Genomic DNA, 19,526 nt, shown 5'->3' with positions numbered 1-19,526 from the left:
GTTAAACGCTGAAAAACCTGACCAGACGGTGCGCGCGCCTTTCAACCTCGCGCATGGTCAGGGGCGCTGTCATGGCCATCCCGAAACCCTGCACGTTAAACGACGCCACGGTCGTGGCGTACAGCAGTGCCTTGCGCAACGACCTCTCATCGGCCTTGCGCGCCTTGCTCAAATACCCCATGAGCCCGCCGGCAAAGGTGTCCCCCGCGCCCGTCGGGTCCACCACTTTCTCGACCGGATAAGCGGGGAAAGAGAACATGAACCGGTCGCTGTAGAATAAAACCCCGTGTTCGCCTTTTTTAATGACGATCATTTGGGGCCCCATCCGGCACAGACGCTTGGCTGCCGCGATCAGGTTATGTTCGCCGGTCAAAGCGCGGGCTTCCCCGTCGTTGGCAACGAACAAATGCACCATTTTCATCAGCCGCCTTAAAGATCTTTGTTTATGCGTGATCCACAAATTCATGCTGTCCAGGCCTATCAGACGGGGGTTTTTCAAATGAGACAAAAGTTCCATCTGCAGGTCCGGGTCGCAATTGGCCAAAAACACGTTGGGCATGTGCCGCTGATGGTCCGCCACCTCAGGAACGTAATTTTGGAGCACGCCCAATTCCGTTGCCAGGGTCAGGGCCGTGTTCAGGTCTTCTTTTTTATATTCTCCCCTCCAGCGGAATGTTTTGTCCTGGCCGATCTTCAGCGACGTCAGGTCAATGCCTTTGCGACGCAGGAAATCGAGATGGCGTTCTGGAAAATCCCGCCCCACGACCGCCACCAGATGGACCTCGGTGAAAAGCCGCGCGCTCATGGCAAAATGGGCGGCGGACCCGCCCAGCATGTCCTTTTTGCTCCCCGACGGTGTTTTAACATGGTCTAACGCCACGGTGCCAAGGACCACTAAGCTCATATCGCTCCTTTAATTTTTCTTTTTTCCAGCCGCTTGATGAACGCCTGCACATGCGCGTCCTTCAGGAGATTTTCCAGGTCGCCATCCGAGCGCAAATGCCGGAAATCATCGTAGCCCAACTCGATGGCTTTGGACAAAGCGTTCAATGCCGCGCGGGTCTGGTTCAACAGCGCGTAACTGCAGGCAAGATTATAAAAAATAACGGGGTCATCCGGTTTGAGCCCGGACAGCCGCACGTCCACGTCCAGGCCTTTTTGCCAATACCCCGCCCTGGTATACAGATCACCGAGCGCGGCCAGGGCCTGGATGAAATCCGGCGTGTCGGCTATGATTTTCTCATAGAAGCCGATCTCAAATTCGGCGTCTTCTTTTTTACGCTGCGCTTTCGGCGCGTGTATCTTGCGCATCAATTTCCTTTCGGCTTGTGTTTCAAATACAATGCGATGCGGCGCACCGCTTCTTTGAGGTTATCATAACTGGACGCGTAAGAAATGCGCACGTGATCGGTGAATGACTTCCCGAAAGCGACCCCGGGCACCAGGGCCACCTTCTGCTGCTGCAAAAGGTTTTTGGCGAAATCCAGGGAGTTCTCCCCCGTTGATCTGATCGACGGGAAAACGTAAAACGCCCCCTGGGGCATGACACAGGATAGCCCGATGCCGTTGAGGGCCTCGACGATGAAACGGCGCCGGCGGTCGTATTCTTTTTTCATGGCCGCGACGTCTTTGGCCCCATTGTTCAGCGCTTCCATGGCCGCCATCTGGCCGGTGATGGACGGGCACAGGATGGTGTACTGGTGGATCTTCGTCATGCCCCCGATGATGTCCGCCGGGCCGCAGGCATATCCGATGCGGAAACCCGTCATGGCATAGGCCTTGGAAAACCCGTTGAGATAGACGACGCGTTCGCGCATGCCGGAAAATTTCGCCAGCGGGGTGTGCTCAAAATCATAGGTCAATTCGTCATAGACCTCGTCGCTGATCACGATCAGGTCCCGCTTTTGAGCCGCCTGGGCGACCGCTTCCAGTTCTTTTTTGTTATAGGACGCGCCGGTGGGGTTGGCGGGATAATTCAACAACAGCGCTTTGGCGCCTGCCCCCGCGGACTCGATCTGTTGAGGCGTGACTTTAAAACCGCTGGCAACCCCCGTCGGTAAAGTGATGGCCGTGCCTCCGGCGAGTTCCACGACAGGACCATAGGCGACATAGGAAGGATCCGGCACCAGGACCTTTTCCCCGGGGTTCAAAAGGGCGCGCATGGCCACGTCCAGGCCTTCGCTGACCCCGACGGTAATGAGGATCTCCTCTTCGGGGTCGTAGACAAGGCCATGACGGGCCTCCAAAAACCGCGCGATCTGCCGGCGCAGTTCGACCATGCCCTTATTGGAAGTGTACGACGTGTATCCCTGCTCGAGGGACTGGATGGCTTTTTCACGCACGTGCCACGGCGTGACGAAATCCGGCTCGCCCACCCCCAAAGAAATAACGTCCTTCATCCCGAGGACCAGGTCGAAAAACGCGCGGATCCCCGAGGGCGCCAGCTCATGAACTCGTTTGGAAATACGCATAAAGATCCTAGTAAGAGATGGTCTCGCGGCGTTCTTTTTTGGGCTGATGCAGGACCTGTCCCTGTTCTTTGTATTTGCGCAGCAGGAAATGCGTGGTGGTCTGCCTGACGTTGGCCATGGAGGACAGTTTCGCCGCCACGAAATCAGCCACCGTCTGGATATTGTCGCCTTCGACCACGACCAAAAGGTCGTAACCGCCCGAGACCAGATAACAGCTTTGGACCTGCGGATAACTGTAAATGCGCTCGGCGATACGGTCGAACCCCGCGTCCTTTTGCGGGGTGATGCTCACTTCGATCAACGCGCACACCGGCGCGCTTTTGTTTGTTTTCGTTTTTGCCATAAAAACCTCCCCCTATTGCGTTTTTTCCAATTTTGCCTCATTGGCTTTTTCAATTTTAAGTTCTTGACGCAAACGGTCCAGTTCATTTTCTGGCTTGGACGCACCCCGACGGGACGCCTTGATCTGCCTCTCCAGTTCCTGGATACGGACCTGCTGGTCGCTGCGGCCATGCCTGGTCTTTAAAAAATCGGCCAGCGCTGCGTTTTTCCCGCCCTGCCCTTCAATAGAAGCATTCAACTGATCGGTCTCCTCAAGAAGTGCATGATAGTCAGCGTTCAACCGGGTATTTTGCGCCATCAATTGGCTGGATTCGGCCTTGATGGTGTCCAGGGTCAAAAGCCATACCGCGTCCACCGGCTCCTCCTGCGCCCCAACGCGCGCCGGACAGACAAGGCACAGGATAAACAATAAAGAATAAATATTCTTATTCATAATAACTCTCTCTAAGGCGTCATTATAACGGCATCACTGCAAAAGGGCAAGGCGTATATCAGGGAATTTCAGCGCCTGCCCGTCGACCGAGGCCAGGGGCATGACCCCGATGAGGGCGTTGGTGATGAAAGCGCCGTCGCTATGGATGACGTCTTTGGCCGTGAGACTGCGTTCGCGCACCAGGATCTTGTGCCGCAGGGCCTGACGGATGACGCGGCCGCGCATGATCCCGTCAAGACATCCGCTGCCCAGCGGCGGTGTCAGCAGAACACCGTTGTGCAGGACAAAAATGTTGGCCCGGCTGGCCTCGAAAACGTGTCCTTGGGCGTTGAGTAAAAGGGCTTCGTCAAACCCTAAGGCCGCGGCCCGTTGGTAAGCGTCGGCAAAAAGGAAATAGTCCAAGGACTTCACCCTGGCGTGCCGCAAAGAAGCCCTCCGGCGGGTCGCCGCTGTCACGACCCTTATTCCCCGGCGGTATTGTGACATTGGAGGAGGTTCGTATTTGAGGGCCATCGCGGCATAACGCAAACAACGGCCTTCGCGCCACACCAAAATGCGCACCCGGGAATGCGCACAAGGGCCTTGTTCCAACAATCGGCGCAGAACGTTTTTCCAGCGGCGACGGGACAGGGGATCTTCAAGGCCAAGGCATTTGAGCCCATCGGACAGGCGCCGGAGATGTTCGTCACAAAAAATGATACGGCCTTGCCGGGCGCGCATGGTTTCGAACACACCGCGCAGACGCCGGCGGCCCGGGGTCAGATCGTCCAGGAGTTGGTCGTCGGGCTGAATATATTTGCCGTCTAAAAAAATGGTCATGGCATCCCCAGGGCCTTTGCCATGGCCCGGGCCTTGAGCACGGTCTCTTCATATTCCATGAAGGGATCGGAATCCGCGACAATGCCCCCGCCGACGTTAAAGGTGATGCCGTCAGGGGCAACGATGAGGGTGCGTATCAAAACGTTGAAATCCATGTCTCCCGTAAAACTCATGTACCCCAACGCCCCGGTGTACGATCCGCGGCCGGCCGTTTCCAAACGCTCGATGATCGTCATGGCCGCGATCTTGGGACAGCCCGTCACGGAACCGCTGGGAAAACACGCCTTAAGGACATCAAACCCGTCGCAGCCGCGGTGCAATGTCCCCTCAACGGTGGATGTGGCCTGGAACACGGTCGCGTACTCTTCAATGGCGCGCATCTCGGACACGCGCACCGACCCGTAATCGCAAACCCGGCCCAGGTCATTGCGCTCAAGGTCGGTGACCATCAAAAGTTCGGCGATCTCTTTGGCGCTCGTCTCCAGCTGACGGCGAAAACGGGCATCCTCCACGGGCGTTTGCCCGCGCGGCCGCGTGCCTTTCATGGGCCTGACACGCACGCGCCTGCCGTTGACGGCGATGAACTGCTCAGGGGAACTGCTCAAAATATGGTTTTTCCCGTCGGTGAAATACGCGCTGTGGTCCGACGGGGAAATACGGCGCAGGGCCCCGTAGACAGCCATCGGATCAATGCCGGTACCGGAAGCGCGGATCTCGCGGGACAAATTGATCTGATAAATGTCCCCGGCACGGATATGTTCCAGCGCGCGGCGCACGATGGCCGCATACCCGTCTTTGTCAAAATTGCTTGTCAATTCAAGCGGCGGCAAAACAGGCCGGGAAGGTATTACGGGGGGGTTGTCCAGCAGGCGTAAGATCTCCTGCAGCCGTTGCGGCGATCCTGTTGATGTAACGTGGATGGCCCCTGCCGCGTGATCGATGCCAATGATGGTGTCATAAAAACCAAAAAAGAACCTCCGGTCATATCCGATGTAACCAACCATGCCCCCGGGCAAAGGATGGGGAAAATCCTTGGCCTGGACCTTGTGCTTGTCAAATGCCGCGCGCAAACGCCCGAGGTCTTGAAGGAGATGTCCCTCGATGATGCTGGATGGGGAAAAACCGATGAAAGAAAAACGTCCGGCAGGAGTTTGAATGCCGCTGTCTAAAAAAAACGCGTACGGCCGGTCCTTAAAGGCCGCGAAAATCTCAAACGCGCCGGCCTTCAGGGGCAGGGTCCGGTGAAGAAGATCCATAAGTCATACGCTCATTAAAACAGGGAGTCCTGGGCGACCTGGACCAGTTTGAACAACGGTTTCTCAACGCCGAACTTGGTGAGGAATGTGCCTACGTCGTCGGCATTCTTGTCCGCGGCCATTTCCATCATCCGCAAAAGCACGGCCACGGTCAATTCCACGTCCGCCATGGCGCGATGGGTTTGGGTGACGGTGACCCCCAAGGAACGCGCCAGATAAGAAAGTTTATAACTACTCAAATACGGCAGAAGTCCCTTGGCCATCTTAAGCGTGTCCACAACGGGCGTATCGTCTTTAAGCCGCCGGCCGAATAAGGACAGTTCATAACACAAAAACCCCATGTCGAAACGCGCATTGTGCCCGGCCACACAGCCGCCGGAAATAAAATCGATGAGATTCGGCAGGACCGTGTCAGCCGTGGGAGCATCCGCGACCATGTCTTCGGTGATCTGATTGATGTTGGTGGCCTCCGGCGGAATGGGCCGTTTGGGGTTGACCAGGGAATAAAATTGGTCCACCACCTTTCCCCCTTTGACCTTCATCGCGGCGATCTCAACGATGCGGTCCCCGTCCTGCGGAAAAAGACCCGTGGTCTCCACGTCAAAAACAACAATTTCAGCGCTGTGGATTTTCAACGTTAAAGATCCTTAAATTTCAGTAAGGGTATACAAAGCAACCTTCAGCACGGGATGGAACAATTCCTTGGCCCTGGCCACGCCGGGCATGCCGAAATCATCCATGGCGTTGACGAACTCGAAAGGGCCCAGGGCCTCGTCCGCGCACAAACGGTTAAAAATATAAGACGCCAACCCCGGCCTGGCGAGGTCAGCGACCTCAAAAAGCACGCAAAAAGTATGATCGTTCTGCGGATATCCAAACGTGTACGCGGCCACTTCCCCGTCGATAATGACCACGCGCCCGATCAGCCCCAACGCCCCGGCATGCGCGATCACGAGGGCATGCACACGGCGATTATCCTCCAGCATGGCGCGGTGAACGTCCTCATCACGGCAACGGGCACGTTGGGCGGCCCAGCGTTCATAAAGGGCTATGCATCCCTGATAATACCGGTCCTCATACTGCTCAAAGATCGGGTACTGCCTGACCGCCAGATTCACATCATGGCGCCGGGACTTGTACGCGTTGCCGCGCAGGCCCGCAATGTCCTGCCTGCGGTAAATGTATTCATCCGCTTTGTGACGGCTATTATACTCCTTGCAAACGAGCGCGGGCAATTGGTTATCGCAAATATTTTCCACGCGCGCCAGACGGTTTTTGCCCATGCGTTTGAAACATTCTTCCACCGTCGCTATATCCAGCCCACCGCCCACGGGAGGCGTATACAGGAAACACCCCTGCGGCTGATGCGCGAACACGCACAAACGGTCATGGATGACCTCAAAGGTGAAACGGAAAAAATCCTGCCAGGCAAAAACGGAGGAAAAATGATAGCAGGACACGCGGCGTTCGTCGCGGGCCAAAAAAAAATCGAACAGGGGCTTATGGGCCAGCAGGTCCTGGGTCAATATCACAGCCGCAAATCCTTAATGGTGAACAAATGCTGCAATTCAGAAAAAAATATAGAATAATCGTGGAGCAAGGCCGCGTTGCGTTTAAGGAAATCCAGCACCGCCGGGGTCTGGAAATATTCTTTCAAATATCCGATGTATCCGTCCAGCACGGCCGACCCCTCGGTGTCCTGGACATACGGGCAGCTCAAATGAACGTAGACATCCATACCTTCGGACGAACGCGAAAGAACGAACGGATACAGCGCGCATTCAAAAGGACGGTTGTCGTAGATCTGGCAGGTGTGGTCACCGGGATTGAAAAAACGGCACAGGTTCTCTCCGCAATGGCGCAGGGTGCGGATATGCCCGTCATCATCAAGCCAGTCCTTGCCGGTGATCTTCAGCGCAAGGCCGGCGGACTCTTCGGGGCCCAATTTGGGCCTCCAGGGTGAATCCGCGGACTTAAACCGGCAACACCCGTCGCATTGCAAACACACCGGCGAGGGAACGAATTGTTTTAATTGTTCGATCATTTCACAATACTGCCTAAAGCCACATCCTTGTCCGGCATCAAAAGGGCCATGCCGTTCTCATCGGAAGCGGCCAACAGCATGCCGTTGGAGGTCTCTCCGCGGATGACCGCGGGTTCCAAATTGGCGACGAGGATAACACGCCGGCCGACCAATTGCTCGGGCGTATAGGCCTTGCGGATGCCGGCCACGACTTGACGCACATCCTTACCTGTGTCCACCTGCACGACATACAAGCGGTCGGCATTGCTGTGCTCTTTGACTTCCTTGATCTGGGCAACGATCAGCTCAACCTTCCTGAATTCCTCGATGGTGGCCATATGGTCTCCTTTATTCTTTGCGTTTCATGGCCACAAGGTATTTCCCCCGGGGCCCCGGCGCATAATGATCGCGGATATACGCGGCAATGGCAACGACATTGGCATTGCTCTCCTGATAAGACACGGGAATTTTGTCCTGCAGGAAGACCCTCTCCATAAACACATATTCCGGCTTGTTCTCCTCCAACTGGCTCAAGGTGTCTTTAAGAAAATTGGGGCTGTGGCCTGCGTCCGCCGGATAAGCCCTCAAACGCATTGGCTGGGACGTCAACAGCGGTAAATGATAAAAGAACGGCGGGCGCCGGGCCTGCATCAAGATCTTGGTCTCAAAACTGCTTAAAACCGCGGCGCGCTGTCCCTCGGCTGTCAGGGACCGGACAAGTTTTGCGTCGTCGGAGAAATCGAATTCATGACGGAAATAGCCCTTCAATTCCCCATCCGACTTGAAATCATCTTCGGTGCGGATGTCCTCAACGGTGTCGCCCAAAGAATTCACGGGGAGCTTGTCCTCTTCCTTCATGGACTTGACCAGATGATTGAAATACCCCTGCCGGTCCGGAAAGCGCTGGGCCACGGTCAGGTCCACCATGGGGTTGCGGGAAAAATTGAACATGTTCGGATAACTGATGTAATTGTGGTTAGTGGTCAGGGCGTAAACGCTCAACAGCAAAGACCCCCAAATGATGCGCCGCCGTCCCGCGGCGTCCAGGCGTTGGACCCAAACGCTCAACCAGAAACCGGCAAGCAAAACGAACGGCAGGCCGTTCATATAATAACTCGTGAGCGCCGAACGCACGACATAATATTGGTAATTGGCCAGGCCGTAGACCGCGATCACGGCGGCCAGGACATATTCCGTGCGGACTTTCTTCAAATAGACCATGGCCCCGGCGATCAAAAGGGTCGCCAGATACGCCAGCGGCAAAGCAAAACCCATGAAGGAGGCCCAGAAATGTCGGTATTTCAAGCTCTCATAAATGGGCAGAACGCCGCCGGCGTGGCCGTGGGCGAAAAATGACAGATATTCCGTCATATTGTGCCAAAAGGTTTTTGCCCATACAGGACCCCCTAAGGTCAGCCAGAACAGAATAAAAGCGCTTAAACCCGCCAGCGGGATGCAGGCCGCGGCGATCATTTGAAGGCGTTTGGTGGAAAAATATTGCTGCCTAAGATGCGGGACTGATAAAAGCACGGCCGCGTAAAAATAGAATGTCAGCAAAACACAGATACCCGTCGAGGTCATGTAATACAAAGCCACACCGCTGTACACGGCAGCCGCGATCAAAAACCGTATTTTACCCGTGCGCAAATGCGCCAGCAAAAGTCCCAGCCACACGATGTCCAGACCGAAACGGACCGGGGTTGTCGAAGGATAGATCCAGCACAAGGGGCTGACCCCGTAATGGAACATCTGCAAACGAAAGGCCGTGAAAAACACGGCCAGCGCCAGGGGGATGCTGGTCAGCCAATAACGCAGAAAGCCGTACAGCAAAAGATAATACCCGATGACCCAAACCATGATCATGATCAATACCGGCACATAATCAAAACCGCCGAAGAGTATGGAAAGGCGCGCCAGGACCGCTGGCACCCCCACCCCGTATTGGGAGATCGTGTCCACGTAAGGCAACTGGCCGTTAAGATACGCCCAACCCGGGGACATGATGAAGAAATCAAAATGGTGGAATTGCTCGCCGATGAACAGTTGGGCGGCCACGGCCTCAAGGTCCGGGACGTAGATCAAAACAATGATAACGGCCAGGGATAGGGCATCCGCCGCAACGGATGAAACGCGTAAAGCGCGAAAACAGCACAGCGTCTTCTCTAATATAAGGTTGATCTCGTGCCAGAATAATTTGACCAGGACAGCTGTCGCCGCCAACAGGACCAAAGCCCGCTGGGCCAGAAAAGGACTGTTGTCATAAATGGTCATTTTATACGCGGCGCTGACCAGTAAAAATGTCAGCACGCCTTCAACCGACAAATATGTCAGCCGGCCGCGCCACCATCCCTCTTGTTTCAATTCATCTTTAAGCCAGAACAGCGCGGCCGCCTGCCCCAGCAAGGCGGTCAGGATGAAAACGGCGAATAAGGCCATGTCCCATTTGGGCTTGACGCTGGCGGCCCATTCCGGCAAGACCTGGTCGGCCATGCCCGGACCGGGCGGGACCGATCCCAACAGCAACGCCAGTAGCACAACGGCTTGCATACTGATCAGACAAACGATCACAGCGATCAGCGAACGATTGGCATTCATCATGTTCATTTGCGCCGCCATACGGCAAAATACTTCCCCTGCCCTGCGGGTTCATAATGATCGCGGACAAAGGACAGCAGGATCGCCATCCCGGCCGTGCTTTGATAAAATTCTTGCGGCAAAGACAACAATTTCTTCTCCACAAAGATATGGGCTGGCGGGATCTGCTCAAGCTGATCGATCGTCTCTAAAAGATCGTCCTTGGTTTTCAAACGCAGGCCGCGCACCGACGGTGATCCCAAAAACGCGGACAGCATCAGCGGCGCGTGTTTGAAAAATGCCGGGTGCCCGGCCCGGGCGAGCAGGGGCAATTCAAAACTGCCGATCACAGCCGCCGGCTCATTGGCTTTAAGCGTTGCATGGATCAGGGCGGCATCGGCGGTGAGATCTAGAGAATTCTCCAGGAACTGACGTTCCTTGCTGAAATTCTGGCCATACATGTTGACCGCGTGCGGATAGGTGACAAACAGCCGGTTGGTCAAAAGTGCGCCCAGCGCCGTCAATGCCAGCGCGGCAAAGACCAGTTTACGGTGGCGCAAAAAAAACCGGCCCACAAGATGGTTAAACCAGAAACATAACAGCAAAACAGCGGGAACAGCCACGGCCCCGTATGAAAACAGCGTCGGATGCGCGATATAATTCGTATAGGTGAGCAGGCCATAGGCGGCAATAATAGTGATCACGGTATTCCTGACGGACAAAAGAGTAAAGACATAAAAAACCGGCAAAGAAAACCCCATAAAGAACGAAAAGAATTCCCGCGCCCTCAACGCATCATACATCGGCACATTGCCCAGTCCCTGCCAGGAGGCGATGCCCACGCCCGGCTGCAGGATGGCCTGCGGGAACAGCCACGCCGCCGGTGCCATGCCGTAATGGAACAGTGTCAGCTTAACGCCCAGCAAGACCGCGAACGCGGCCAGCCAAAAACTTTTCAACCATTCCTGAACGATAAAAAACAAGGCCGTCCAGAAGACCATGACGGCCATGAATAACAAAAATACCATCCGGGAAGGGCCCATTCCGTGGAGTAGACACCAGCGGGAGAGAAAAAAATCATCCCAATGGTTGAACTGGTCCCACGCGTAACTCAACGCGCTCACATCACCGCCATTGGGCAACAATAGAACAAAAATGAACGCCGCGAATGCCGCGCCGGCCGCGCGCTTCTGCCATACGGACGGCGTAAAGGCGAGCCATTGAGGATAAAATCCGTTGCAAAAACGGCGGATCTCCGGCCAGAAGACCTTGGATAAAATACTTAAGGCCACAACGCCATAAAAGAACGGTTCCACCCAGCGGCCGTTCTCATAAGGCAGAACATTATAAAAAGGATAGCGGTAGGTCAGTCCTTTGAAAAAGGCGAAGAGCATGAGCGTGAGCCATAATGCCTCGAGGGCCAGAAACTGCATCCACCCCCGGCGTTTGGAGCGGTCCTCCAGCCGGGGACGAACAAACACAAAAGCCGCGGCCATCAAGACGAGCGCGGCACACAGGAAGATCAGGTAGAGGAAACTTTCGCGTTCGGGCTCAAGACCCCCGGGCACAGGCCCGGACCAATGGATGGGGATAAAACTGCAGATGTGCGCCGTGATGACCAGGGCCTGCCCTGCCCCGACGATGGCCAGAATGGCCAAAAAAACGATAGTGATCACGTGCTTTGGACGGCGGAAAGGCGGGTGTGTTCGAATTTGCGCAAATCATCGATTTTGACAGGGCGCGCATTGTTGCTGTTGTAGTTGTGCTTGTCGATGCGCACGACTTTGTTGAACAGCTGCACGAACGTGTACGCGGACTTGCTGAACGGGAATATCTTCATGTTGCAGTAATTGCGCACCACAAACCCCACCACGTCAAAAACAATGTTCGGTTTCCAATAGATCAAATGCTTGACGATCAGCGCGCGCAACGCGGGAAACAGGTTCGCCACCGGCGCCAGGGTCAGGATATTGCGGTGGATCCTGCGCTGTTCGTCGGTCACGGTATTGAGCATGGACCCGGACTGCATGCTGATGGGAAAACTTTCCGCGAAATCATCGCTGCCTTTGACATAGCCCTTGGCCCTGGAATATTCCCCCAAGGCCGTTCCGGGAAACGGGGTGAACACCGTAAAACCGGAATAGAACGGGCGACAGTCCAGGGTGAAATTCAAAGATTCCAGGTCCTCTTTCAGGGTCGTCTCCGGCAAGGCCAAAATGGTGTTGCTGAACACTTTGATGTCGTATTTGCGGTAAAGATCAAAGGCCTTCTTGATGGTCGCGTCCGCCACATAACGGTCCAGGACCTTGCGGCGCACGTCCTGATTGCCGGACTCAATGCCCAGCATGATGGAATGGCATCCCGCCTTCTTCAAACTGCTGATCAAAGGCTCGCTCGCCAAATTAGGATGGATCAGGAAATAGAACGGCACGCCCACCCGTTTGGGGTATTTGTCGCAGAACTCCTCGACCCAGGCATCGTATTTCATGACAAAGGTGTCGTCGCCGAAACGCACAAAGTCCATCTTGTGATTCTTTTTCACCTGCTCGATCTCCTGGATCAAATTCTCGACGGAGCGGCGCCGCAGGACCTCCCCCTTGTCCTTGTGCATCTTGTTAAAAGCGCTGTTAAAGCAATAAGAACAGCTGTACGGACAGCCGCGGGTGGCAAAGAACGATTTCATGGGGATGTATTTGAAGGGCGCGATGCCGTCCAGCAGATCGCGGTCTGAAAAAGGCAGGGCGTCCAGGGCTTCAACCAAATTTCCCTGCGGGTTCTTGAACTCCCTGGTGTGCACATTGCTCAAATGGGAAATGTCCCTGCCCAAATAGAGATTTTCCAAAAGCTCCGCGACCACGTGATCGCCTTCGCCGACCACCACCGCGTCCAAAGGCCAGGTATTGATGATCTGCGGATAATACGTCGGGTGCGGGCCTCCGGCGATGATAGGCATGCGCGGATAGCGTTCGCGGATCCCGCGAACCAGGACGTTAAAACCACCGGCCTCCGTGGACATAAAGGAACAGGCTACCGCGTCGATGCGCTCTTCGTCCAGCTTGCGCCAGACGTCCCCGTCATCGATGGCGCAGACAAAACTTTTATGGCCGCGCGCCTTGGTGATCCCTGACAATTGCAGGGTCCCCATGGGTTCTATGATGGAAAATGTGTCAACGACGTAGAGGATATTCATATTAGAGAAAACGACTAAAAAATATTATACCATAAAATACATCCGGCAGGAATAAAAATCGGCTTTATGCCGCCGCATCATAATTTTCGTTTCATCGCCACCAGATAAACCCCTTCCCTGAAGGGCTCATAATGCTGACGGATATACTGCAGCAAGAGCATCAACGGCTCATTGTTTGTTTTATAGAAATACCGGGCTGGAACGTCCGGATCAAGGTACATGCGCTGGACGAAAACCATCTCTGGCTTGAGTTTTTCCATCCGTTCAAGTTCACGTTTTAAGAAATCCTTGTGGTACATGGTCGCAGTCGAAAAACTGCGCGCGCGCAAAGGGCGGTTCTCGAAAAACGGGACCGCGTAAAAAAATGGTTTGCGGTCGGCGGCCTGCAGGATACGCCAGTCCCAGCTGGAGAGCAACGGCACGCGTTCACCGGGTGATGTCAAAGAAGCAATAAACGCGCCTTCGCCGGAGAAATCGGCCTCTTTACGGTAATACGCCTTTAAGGTCTCGTCGTCGGGGAATTGATATTCGAACACAAAGCCCTGGTCCTTCTCTCCCAATGAATTCACCGGCCTTAAAAATTCCTCGAGGATCCCCGCCTCCTGGTGGAAGAAATACGGCCGCCCATCCTCGGGTAAAGGTTCGGCCACCAGAGGATCGACCATCGGGTTGCGGGAAATGCAAAACATATTGGGATGGCTGATGTAATTATGGTTGGTCAACAGGGCAAAGGCCGTCAGCCCCAGCACCGCCAGCGGCGCACGCCTTTGCCACACTACAGGAAGGCGGTCGATCCCCCGCTTGATCCAGTAAAAGCAGAGGAACACGAACGGCAAGGCGCGCATGTAATAATTATTTCCCACGCATAAGGCCGCAAAATGCATGTACATGCTATAGCCGTAAACCGCCATGATCAATAAAAAGAAATGTTCCTGCCGCCCCCGGTTCTGCAGTACTTTGATGATCACATAAATAATGGTCCCTAATTCCACCGCCGGCAAGACCAGCCCCATCCAGTCATCCAGATATTTGGCATGGCGCCAGCCGTTAAAATACGCGCTGAATACAAAGCCGTCCAAAAACAACCGCTGGGCTTCTGACATATTATGCCAAAACAGACGGCCGAACGCGTACTTGCCCGCCACCCAGGCATAAAAGGCAAAGCCGCTGACCAACGGGGCTGCGTAGATCAGGCCTGTCTGCCACCACTGCGATGTCGAACGCATAACGTAAGGCCGCCATTGCCTGGACACCAAATGCAGGGTCAAATAGGCCCAAAAAGCGAATATCAAATCGAGTCCCGTGGAGACAATAAAGAACACGGCAAATCCGGCGCTCAAGGCGGCCAGCCACAAAAATATTTGCCGGTGGGTCCTGATGTGCATGATCATGGCCGCCAGGAACAGCACGTCCGTGCCGAAACGCAATGCCGTTGAGTTCGCGTAGGTGAAGGTCATCGGATAGGCAAAACTGTAGAACATCTGCCATTTGATGCCGATCAAAACCGCGGCCAGGCTCAATATAATGCTCCCGATCCAATAGCGCAGGAACACGTAAAAGAAGATGAAGGACAAAATACTCAACACCACGATGATATTGAAAACGGTCAGATCGGAAAAACCGCCCAGTCCTTCGGCCAGCCGGGCTATGATCAAGGGCATACCAAAGCCATAAGTTGTGAACGTGTCTATATATAAAAGGTTGCCCATGTGGCAGGCAAACGCGGGTTCCATGACCATCATGTCATAGTGATGGAAATGTTCCCCCATGAACATTTTGGCCAAGGCTGCCTGGGGATCCGGCACATAGATCAGCGCCGCAATGAATAAAACACATGCCGCGTCCGCCCAGAACCTCAAAGGACCGGTCCAGACCGGGTTAAGGACACATCGCATGATCGCGGCGCCCAGCCGGCGCACCTGCGGCCAGAATACTTTATTGACGACGCTCATGACGATCAAGACCGCCAAAACATTTTGGGCCAGCTGGGAACGGGGACTATAAATGAACATTTGCCACAAGGCGCATAATTGAAATGTCACCAGGAGCGTTTCCATCGCAATAAATCCAAACCATGGCCGCATCAGTTCTGGCTTTGCCCACCGGTCCCGCCACCGGATCACCCACACCGCCTGCGCCGTGACGGCTGCGGCGATCCCCCAGGTATAAACAGCCGGCTCATGAACAGGGCTATAACCAAAAGCCTGGCGGATGTAAATGACCGCCTGAACGATCTGCACAACCACCATCCACGAGGCCAAACCCAAATTAACGGTCATGTGTTGCGGATCTCCCAACGCTGCCGGACGCCGCAGGCGCTCATAGCACGTCTGTACCGTATAACAGCCCAGGACAACCAGCGGCAAGGATATGAAATAATACATGCGCGGCACAGACAAGTACGCATAAGCCCCGTAGCATAATAACCCATAGACCGCCCATGCGACGGCCAGCCAATGACGGGCCATGGTTTTAAGCAAAGCGGTCCGCGCACCCGTGACCAAAATAAAGAACAGATAAAACAAGGGCACGGCCAACCCGGCGGTAAAAATAAAAAAATGCCTCGAAAAAAGCGGTGTATACCAGGGGACATTGTCCGTTCCCTGGAATGCCGCTATCACCTGTCTTGCCAACGCAAGCACGATTTTTGTATCCGACCATCCGCATTGAAGGGCCGCCAGCCACACCAACCAGGGGAGAGTCCAACATAGTTTCGCCTTGAACCTGTTCTTCGATTCACCGAAAATCCCCGGTGCCGTAAAAACCATTATCATAACGATCTGCGGCAATGCGTAGAGCGGCTCCCATACCAGCATCAACCCCGTCAGCAATGCGGCCCCAAGCATGTATCGCCATTGCTTTTGCCGGTAATATAAAGCCATCAGCAGCAACAGCGCCGCATCCATCCGAAAAGCCGCTCCCATCCCTGCGTAAATGAAGATCCATTTGACTGCGCAATAAATACCAATGGCGGCGATCAAGGGATTGACCCCCCACACCCTTAAGCCCGTATATAAAACTGCCATATATAAAGAAACCTTGACGCCCGCCGGTACATGACCGCGGGTCAACCACATCAATACGGCCGTAATGGCCGCCAACAAAAATGCGTCAATGATCCAGCGCTGTTGACCCAAAGTTTGTCCCAAAGAACGGCTTTGGCATAAATGCAATACTTCTTTCCAAAATAACCGCGTGATCAAGGCCATGCCTATACCGGCATACAATATTCCCCAAGCCCATGGCGCCGAATGTTCGGTGACAATTTGGAACACGCCTGTCACCTGCCAGGCGATCAACAAAAAGTTCAACCATACATACCATTTAAGTCCCCGGACAAAATGCGCATCATCCAAACGGTTGCGGAATAAACGCCAGGAACAATAAGCCAATAAGACATTGAGAACGCCGAAGATCCGATACAACAACACCTGGCGGGTCAAAAAGAACCCTTCCTTGACCTTGTCGAAGGCCCTGGTCATAAAATAAGATGTGTCCACCGGCGCATGATGGGAAATAACACCGAGAATGATCAAACATTGCAGGCTTTCGCAAAAGACCGCCGCAGCCAGCCAGGCGATCGCACGATCATTTTTTTCAGACCTGTCCATTTTTCTCTTCCTTATTGAAGACTATTTCGCCGCATAGCGATCAAATACTGTCCTTGGGCAAACGGCGTATAATGCGCCTTGACGTAACGCAAAAGCCCCATCAGTCCCGGCGCAGTTTCTTCATACCAGTTCCTGTCCGGATCAAGGAGCATGATTTTCTCCATAAATACGACCGGCGGCTTGCGTTGTTCAAAATCCGCGATGATCGTACCCAATTGTTGGCGGGTGTGCAATAAATCCACCCCAAAAGAACGGATGCGCATCGGCCGGTCATCCAAAAAAGGAAAGATATAAAAGAACGGACGACGCTTGGCCTGCATGAGGATCATGACCTCATAACTGCTGATCAGCGGCACATGGTCCTCCGGAGAAGTCAACGCATCGATCAATGCGGCGTCAATGGTAAAATCCGTATACTGACGGAAATAGGCGATCAATTCCCGATGATCCTTGAATTGCCCCTCGGTCACCCATCCGTCATCGGCCTGGCCAAGGGAGTTGACGGGTAAAAAATTCTGTGGGGGAAAATAACGGTGTTTATGAAAAAAATAGGGACGGCCATCCGGCAGAGGCCTGGCTACCCGCGGATCCAATAAAGGATCACGGGAAATGTTCAACAGGCCCGGATATGCGATAAAACTATGGCTGGTCACCAGCGCACCCAGCGCCGCCCCGGCAATGGCTCCCTTGAGCCTGCGCTGCCACAGCGATGCCGGGCAGGATAATGCTTTCGCCAACCAATAAAATAAAATAACAAAGAACGGCAGCGCTTTCGTGTAATAATTATTGCCCAGGCTTAAGACCACATAATGTTCCAGGCTGCCCAGCCCGTACACGCTTAAGCCCAATAAAAACCACTCCCGACGGCAACCGTGACCTCTTAAATAATCCAAGCCCACCTTGATGATCGTGGCCGTATACGTCAGAACGATCACGCAAAAGATCAATGCATCCCATGTTTGGTCCACGATGGTCCTCATCATGGGGGCTGTGCTCACCAGCATGAGAATCCGGAATAAATCTTTCACATTATCCCAAAACACCGGCCGGAAAAACCATACCCCGCAGGTAAAAACATACAATACCACGGCGGAAATGATCATCAATGCCGTTGGCCAAACACAGGCGACTACGCGCCGGCGAAGCGTCTCCTGCCGCAGGCCCGCCATGATAACCATCACAGTATGGGCCATGCCCAAATAAAATCCCGTCGAAGGGACATACCATAATGCCGCCCCCGCGGTGAGACTGGCCCCCGCCAGCCAGCGCGCATCTTGCTTGTCCATAAAATACAACATTTGAATGAACCAAAAGACATCCAGCCATTGCCGCGCCACAGTGGCCTGAGGATAGGTGAACACCACCGGAAAAGCCAGCTCAAAGGCGATCTGCGCTTTAAAGATCATCGCCCAGCAGGCGATTGCCAACCAGCGCCCCGGCAGCCAACGGCGTAAAAACACATAGACCAGCACAAAATATACGGTGCACAGCCATACCACTGCGGCTAACCCGTGCACATACGAGACCCCTCCCATCAACGCCATTAATCCGTTGAATACGGCGATGGATCCGATCCCGTACTGGGAACGCACATCCACATCGAGCACGCCGCCCTGCAGCATACCCCAGGCCGGAGCCATGATAAAATGGTCAAAATGATGCAAATGCTCACCCAAAAACATGTGCGCCAGCAGCGCTTCCGTATCCGGCACGTAAACACAGGCCGCGATCACACCCGCGATCAGCACATCCGGCCACCAGCTTTTAGGGCAAGGCATCGGTATTCTCCGGACAATGATCCATAATAATGGCTGGGCGATCGTCAAGGCCCCCAATGCCTTAAACCAAAATCTGGCCAGGTCTGCGCGATAGTCGTAGACGACGAGTTTAAACCAGGCCAGCGCCATCAGGGACACGAGCGCCAGTTGAAAAACAGCAAAAGCATAGGAAGGACGAAGACGCAAAAAAACAAGGCCCGCGAAAATACCAAGCGCGGCAAGAATAAAAATAACATAAACAATGACGGAAAAATCCGACGGCTGTACCCGCATCCTCCACTGCTCCCCGCTCCACACGCACAATAGCGCGGCCTGCATGCCGCATAGGACAGCAACGGCATTACGCGAAGAAAGCGGCCATGGTTTTTGCTTGGCCCACCATAACACCGACGCGAACAAAAGCGGCAAAGACGCAAACAACAGGGCCCCGGTGAACGGATAACGCATATAGCCGAAAAACAAAACAAGACCGCAAACGGCCAGCGCGGCGCATCCGCGCATCTTGTTTTCAAACGCATGAAATAAGACCGCCATATAGGCGATGGGGACAATAAAACTGAACGTGAACGCGGCAACAGCGCCATAACGCAGCGGAAAGAAATACGGTAATTGCGGGACATGCGGCGGCGGCCAGAACAGGCCGGCATTCCACCCTAACGCGAAGGGTGAACCATTCACTATTTTATTGAACGCCGCCCAAAACCCCAGCATGGCCAGGGCCCCTACGACGGACAGAAAACGGACCAGGGTTTTAGTCAAACGCTCCTCACGCAGGCGGTGCTTAAGGAAAAATGCGGCGGCGAAGGCCAATAATATATTCAGAAAAATAAAGGCGCGAAAAATGAATAGATCGTATTCCCTCAAGAAATGCGGACGGCCCCTGGGGAAAATATCGGCCACCTCATACGTATACACGGCAGGCATCCAGGACGCGATCAGGCCCATGACCAGCAGGAATTGAAGGCCGGCCGCCAAAACAGCGGCAGTCAGAAGCCAGGCATTGATCTGTTCCCTGCGGTCCATGATGGT

The 19,526-nt window shown here is 54.3% G+C and carries 16 protein-coding genes; all 16 read right to left on the bottom strand.

The window, feature by feature from the left end; all coding sequences use genetic code 11:
* Nucleotide 1: 1 nt before the first annotated feature.
* On the bottom strand, nucleotides 2-904 hold the full coding sequence (locus tag Q7K71_06040) for a PfkB family carbohydrate kinase (protein ID MDO8675654.1): 903 nt from the start codon (nucleotides 902-904) through the stop codon (nucleotides 2-4).
* Complete coding sequence (locus tag Q7K71_06035) at nucleotides 901-1,311, bottom strand: hypothetical protein (protein ID MDO8675653.1); 411 nt, start codon at nucleotides 1,309-1,311, stop codon at nucleotides 901-903. Before Q7K71_06035 ends, Q7K71_06040 begins: the two co-directional genes overlap by 4 nt.
* Complete coding sequence (locus tag Q7K71_06030) at nucleotides 1,311-2,471, bottom strand: aminotransferase class I/II-fold pyridoxal phosphate-dependent enzyme (GenBank protein MDO8675652.1); 1,161 nt, start codon at nucleotides 2,469-2,471, stop codon at nucleotides 1,311-1,313. The genes Q7K71_06035 and Q7K71_06030 overlap by 1 nt, the downstream gene beginning before the upstream one ends.
* A 7-nt stretch (nucleotides 2,472-2,478) precedes the next feature.
* Nucleotides 2,479-2,814 (bottom strand): Lrp/AsnC ligand binding domain-containing protein, encoded by a 336-nt coding sequence (locus tag Q7K71_06025; protein MDO8675651.1) that lies wholly within the window; start codon nucleotides 2,812-2,814, stop codon nucleotides 2,479-2,481.
* 12 nt (nucleotides 2,815-2,826) lie between these two features.
* Nucleotides 2,827-3,246, bottom strand: coding sequence for a hypothetical protein (locus tag Q7K71_06020; protein MDO8675650.1), 420 nt, complete (start codon nucleotides 3,244-3,246; stop codon nucleotides 2,827-2,829).
* Between the two features lie 33 nt (nucleotides 3,247-3,279).
* On the bottom strand, nucleotides 3,280-4,065 hold the full coding sequence (locus Q7K71_06015; GenBank protein MDO8675649.1) for an aminotransferase class IV: 786 nt from the start codon (nucleotides 4,063-4,065) through the stop codon (nucleotides 3,280-3,282).
* Nucleotides 4,062-5,321, bottom strand: coding sequence for an anthranilate synthase component I family protein (locus Q7K71_06010; protein MDO8675648.1), 1,260 nt, complete (start codon nucleotides 5,319-5,321; stop codon nucleotides 4,062-4,064). Before Q7K71_06010 ends, Q7K71_06015 begins: the two co-directional genes overlap by 4 nt.
* A gap of 14 nt (nucleotides 5,322-5,335) precedes the next feature.
* On the bottom strand, nucleotides 5,336-5,956 hold the full coding sequence (locus Q7K71_06005) for a 3'-5' exonuclease (GenBank protein ID MDO8675647.1): 621 nt from the start codon (nucleotides 5,954-5,956) through the stop codon (nucleotides 5,336-5,338).
* Between the two features lie 12 nt (nucleotides 5,957-5,968).
* Nucleotides 5,969-6,853, bottom strand: a complete 885-nt coding sequence (locus tag Q7K71_06000) for a phosphatidylglycerol lysyltransferase domain-containing protein (GenBank protein MDO8675646.1) — start codon at nucleotides 6,851-6,853, stop codon at nucleotides 5,969-5,971.
* Nucleotides 6,850-7,365, bottom strand: a complete 516-nt coding sequence (locus Q7K71_05995) for a YkgJ family cysteine cluster protein (GenBank protein ID MDO8675645.1) — start codon at nucleotides 7,363-7,365, stop codon at nucleotides 6,850-6,852. The genes Q7K71_06000 and Q7K71_05995 overlap by 4 nt, the downstream gene beginning before the upstream one ends.
* Nucleotides 7,362-7,682 carry a hypothetical protein gene (locus Q7K71_05990; GenBank protein ID MDO8675644.1) on the bottom strand — a complete coding sequence of 107 codons (321 nt, stop codon included), beginning with the start codon at nucleotides 7,680-7,682 and terminating at the stop codon, nucleotides 7,362-7,364. Before Q7K71_05990 ends, Q7K71_05995 begins: the two co-directional genes overlap by 4 nt.
* A gap of 10 nt (nucleotides 7,683-7,692) precedes the next feature.
* Nucleotides 7,693-9,948, bottom strand: coding sequence for a hypothetical protein (locus Q7K71_05985; protein ID MDO8675643.1), 2,256 nt, complete (start codon nucleotides 9,946-9,948; stop codon nucleotides 7,693-7,695).
* The gene (locus tag Q7K71_05980; GenBank protein ID MDO8675642.1) at nucleotides 9,945-11,594 is read right to left on the bottom strand and encodes a hypothetical protein; all 1,650 of its coding nucleotides are present in this window, start codon (nucleotides 11,592-11,594) and stop codon (nucleotides 9,945-9,947) included. Before Q7K71_05980 ends, Q7K71_05985 begins: the two co-directional genes overlap by 4 nt.
* The gene (locus tag Q7K71_05975; protein ID MDO8675641.1) at nucleotides 11,591-13,108 is read right to left on the bottom strand and encodes a radical SAM protein; all 1,518 of its coding nucleotides are present in this window, start codon (nucleotides 13,106-13,108) and stop codon (nucleotides 11,591-11,593) included. The genes Q7K71_05980 and Q7K71_05975 overlap by 4 nt, the downstream gene beginning before the upstream one ends.
* 77 nt (nucleotides 13,109-13,185) lie before the next feature.
* Nucleotides 13,186-16,719, bottom strand: coding sequence for a hypothetical protein (locus Q7K71_05970; GenBank protein ID MDO8675640.1), 3,534 nt, complete (start codon nucleotides 16,717-16,719; stop codon nucleotides 13,186-13,188).
* 11 nt (nucleotides 16,720-16,730) lie between these two features.
* Nucleotides 16,731-19,520, bottom strand: coding sequence for a hypothetical protein (locus tag Q7K71_05965; GenBank protein MDO8675639.1), 2,790 nt, complete (start codon nucleotides 19,518-19,520; stop codon nucleotides 16,731-16,733).
* Between the last annotated feature and the right edge of the window lie 6 nt (nucleotides 19,521-19,526).

The organism is Candidatus Omnitrophota bacterium (assembly GCA_030650275.1).
GTDB lineage: Bacteria > Omnitrophota > Gorgyraeia > Zapsychrales > Fredricksoniimonadaceae > JACPXN01.
The sequence above is the reverse complement of the archived record's forward strand: the minus strand, read 5'-3'. Positions and strand labels throughout refer to the sequence as shown.

Bases quoted from the DNA above. Each gene is read 5' to 3' on its own strand.
- Q7K71_05990 (MDO8675644.1), bottom strand. From the start codon at position 7,682: ATGGCCACCATCGAGGAATTCAGGAAGGTTGAGCTGATCGTTGCCCAG.
- Q7K71_06040 (MDO8675654.1), bottom strand. From the start codon at position 904: ATGAGCTTAGTGGTCCTTGGCACCGTGGCGTTAGACCATGTTAAAACA.
- Q7K71_06015 (MDO8675649.1), bottom strand. From the start codon at position 4,065: ATGACCATTTTTTTAGACGGCAAATATATTCAGCCCGACGACCAACTC.
- Q7K71_06020 (MDO8675650.1), bottom strand. From the start codon at position 3,246: ATGAATAAGAATATTTATTCTTTATTGTTTATCCTGTGCCTTGTCTGT.
- Q7K71_06035 (MDO8675653.1), bottom strand. From the start codon at position 1,311: ATGCGCAAGATACACGCGCCGAAAGCGCAGCGTAAAAAAGAAGACGCC.
- Q7K71_06025 (MDO8675651.1), bottom strand. From the start codon at position 2,814: ATGGCAAAAACGAAAACAAACAAAAGCGCGCCGGTGTGCGCGTTGATC.
- Q7K71_06010 (MDO8675648.1), bottom strand. From the start codon at position 5,321: ATGGATCTTCTTCACCGGACCCTGCCCCTGAAGGCCGGCGCGTTTGAG.
- Q7K71_05995 (MDO8675645.1), bottom strand. From the start codon at position 7,365: ATGATCGAACAATTAAAACAATTCGTTCCCTCGCCGGTGTGTTTGCAA.
- Q7K71_05985 (MDO8675643.1), bottom strand. From the start codon at position 9,948: ATGAACATGATGAATGCCAATCGTTCGCTGATCGCTGTGATCGTTTGT.
- Q7K71_06030 (MDO8675652.1), bottom strand. From the start codon at position 2,471: ATGCGTATTTCCAAACGAGTTCATGAGCTGGCGCCCTCGGGGATCCGC.
- Q7K71_05975 (MDO8675641.1), bottom strand. From the start codon at position 13,108: ATGAATATCCTCTACGTCGTTGACACATTTTCCATCATAGAACCCATG.
- Q7K71_05965 (MDO8675639.1), bottom strand. From the start codon at position 19,520: ATGGACCGCAGGGAACAGATCAATGCCTGGCTTCTGACTGCCGCTGTT.
- Q7K71_05970 (MDO8675640.1), bottom strand. From the start codon at position 16,719: ATGGACAGGTCTGAAAAAAATGATCGTGCGATCGCCTGGCTGGCTGCG.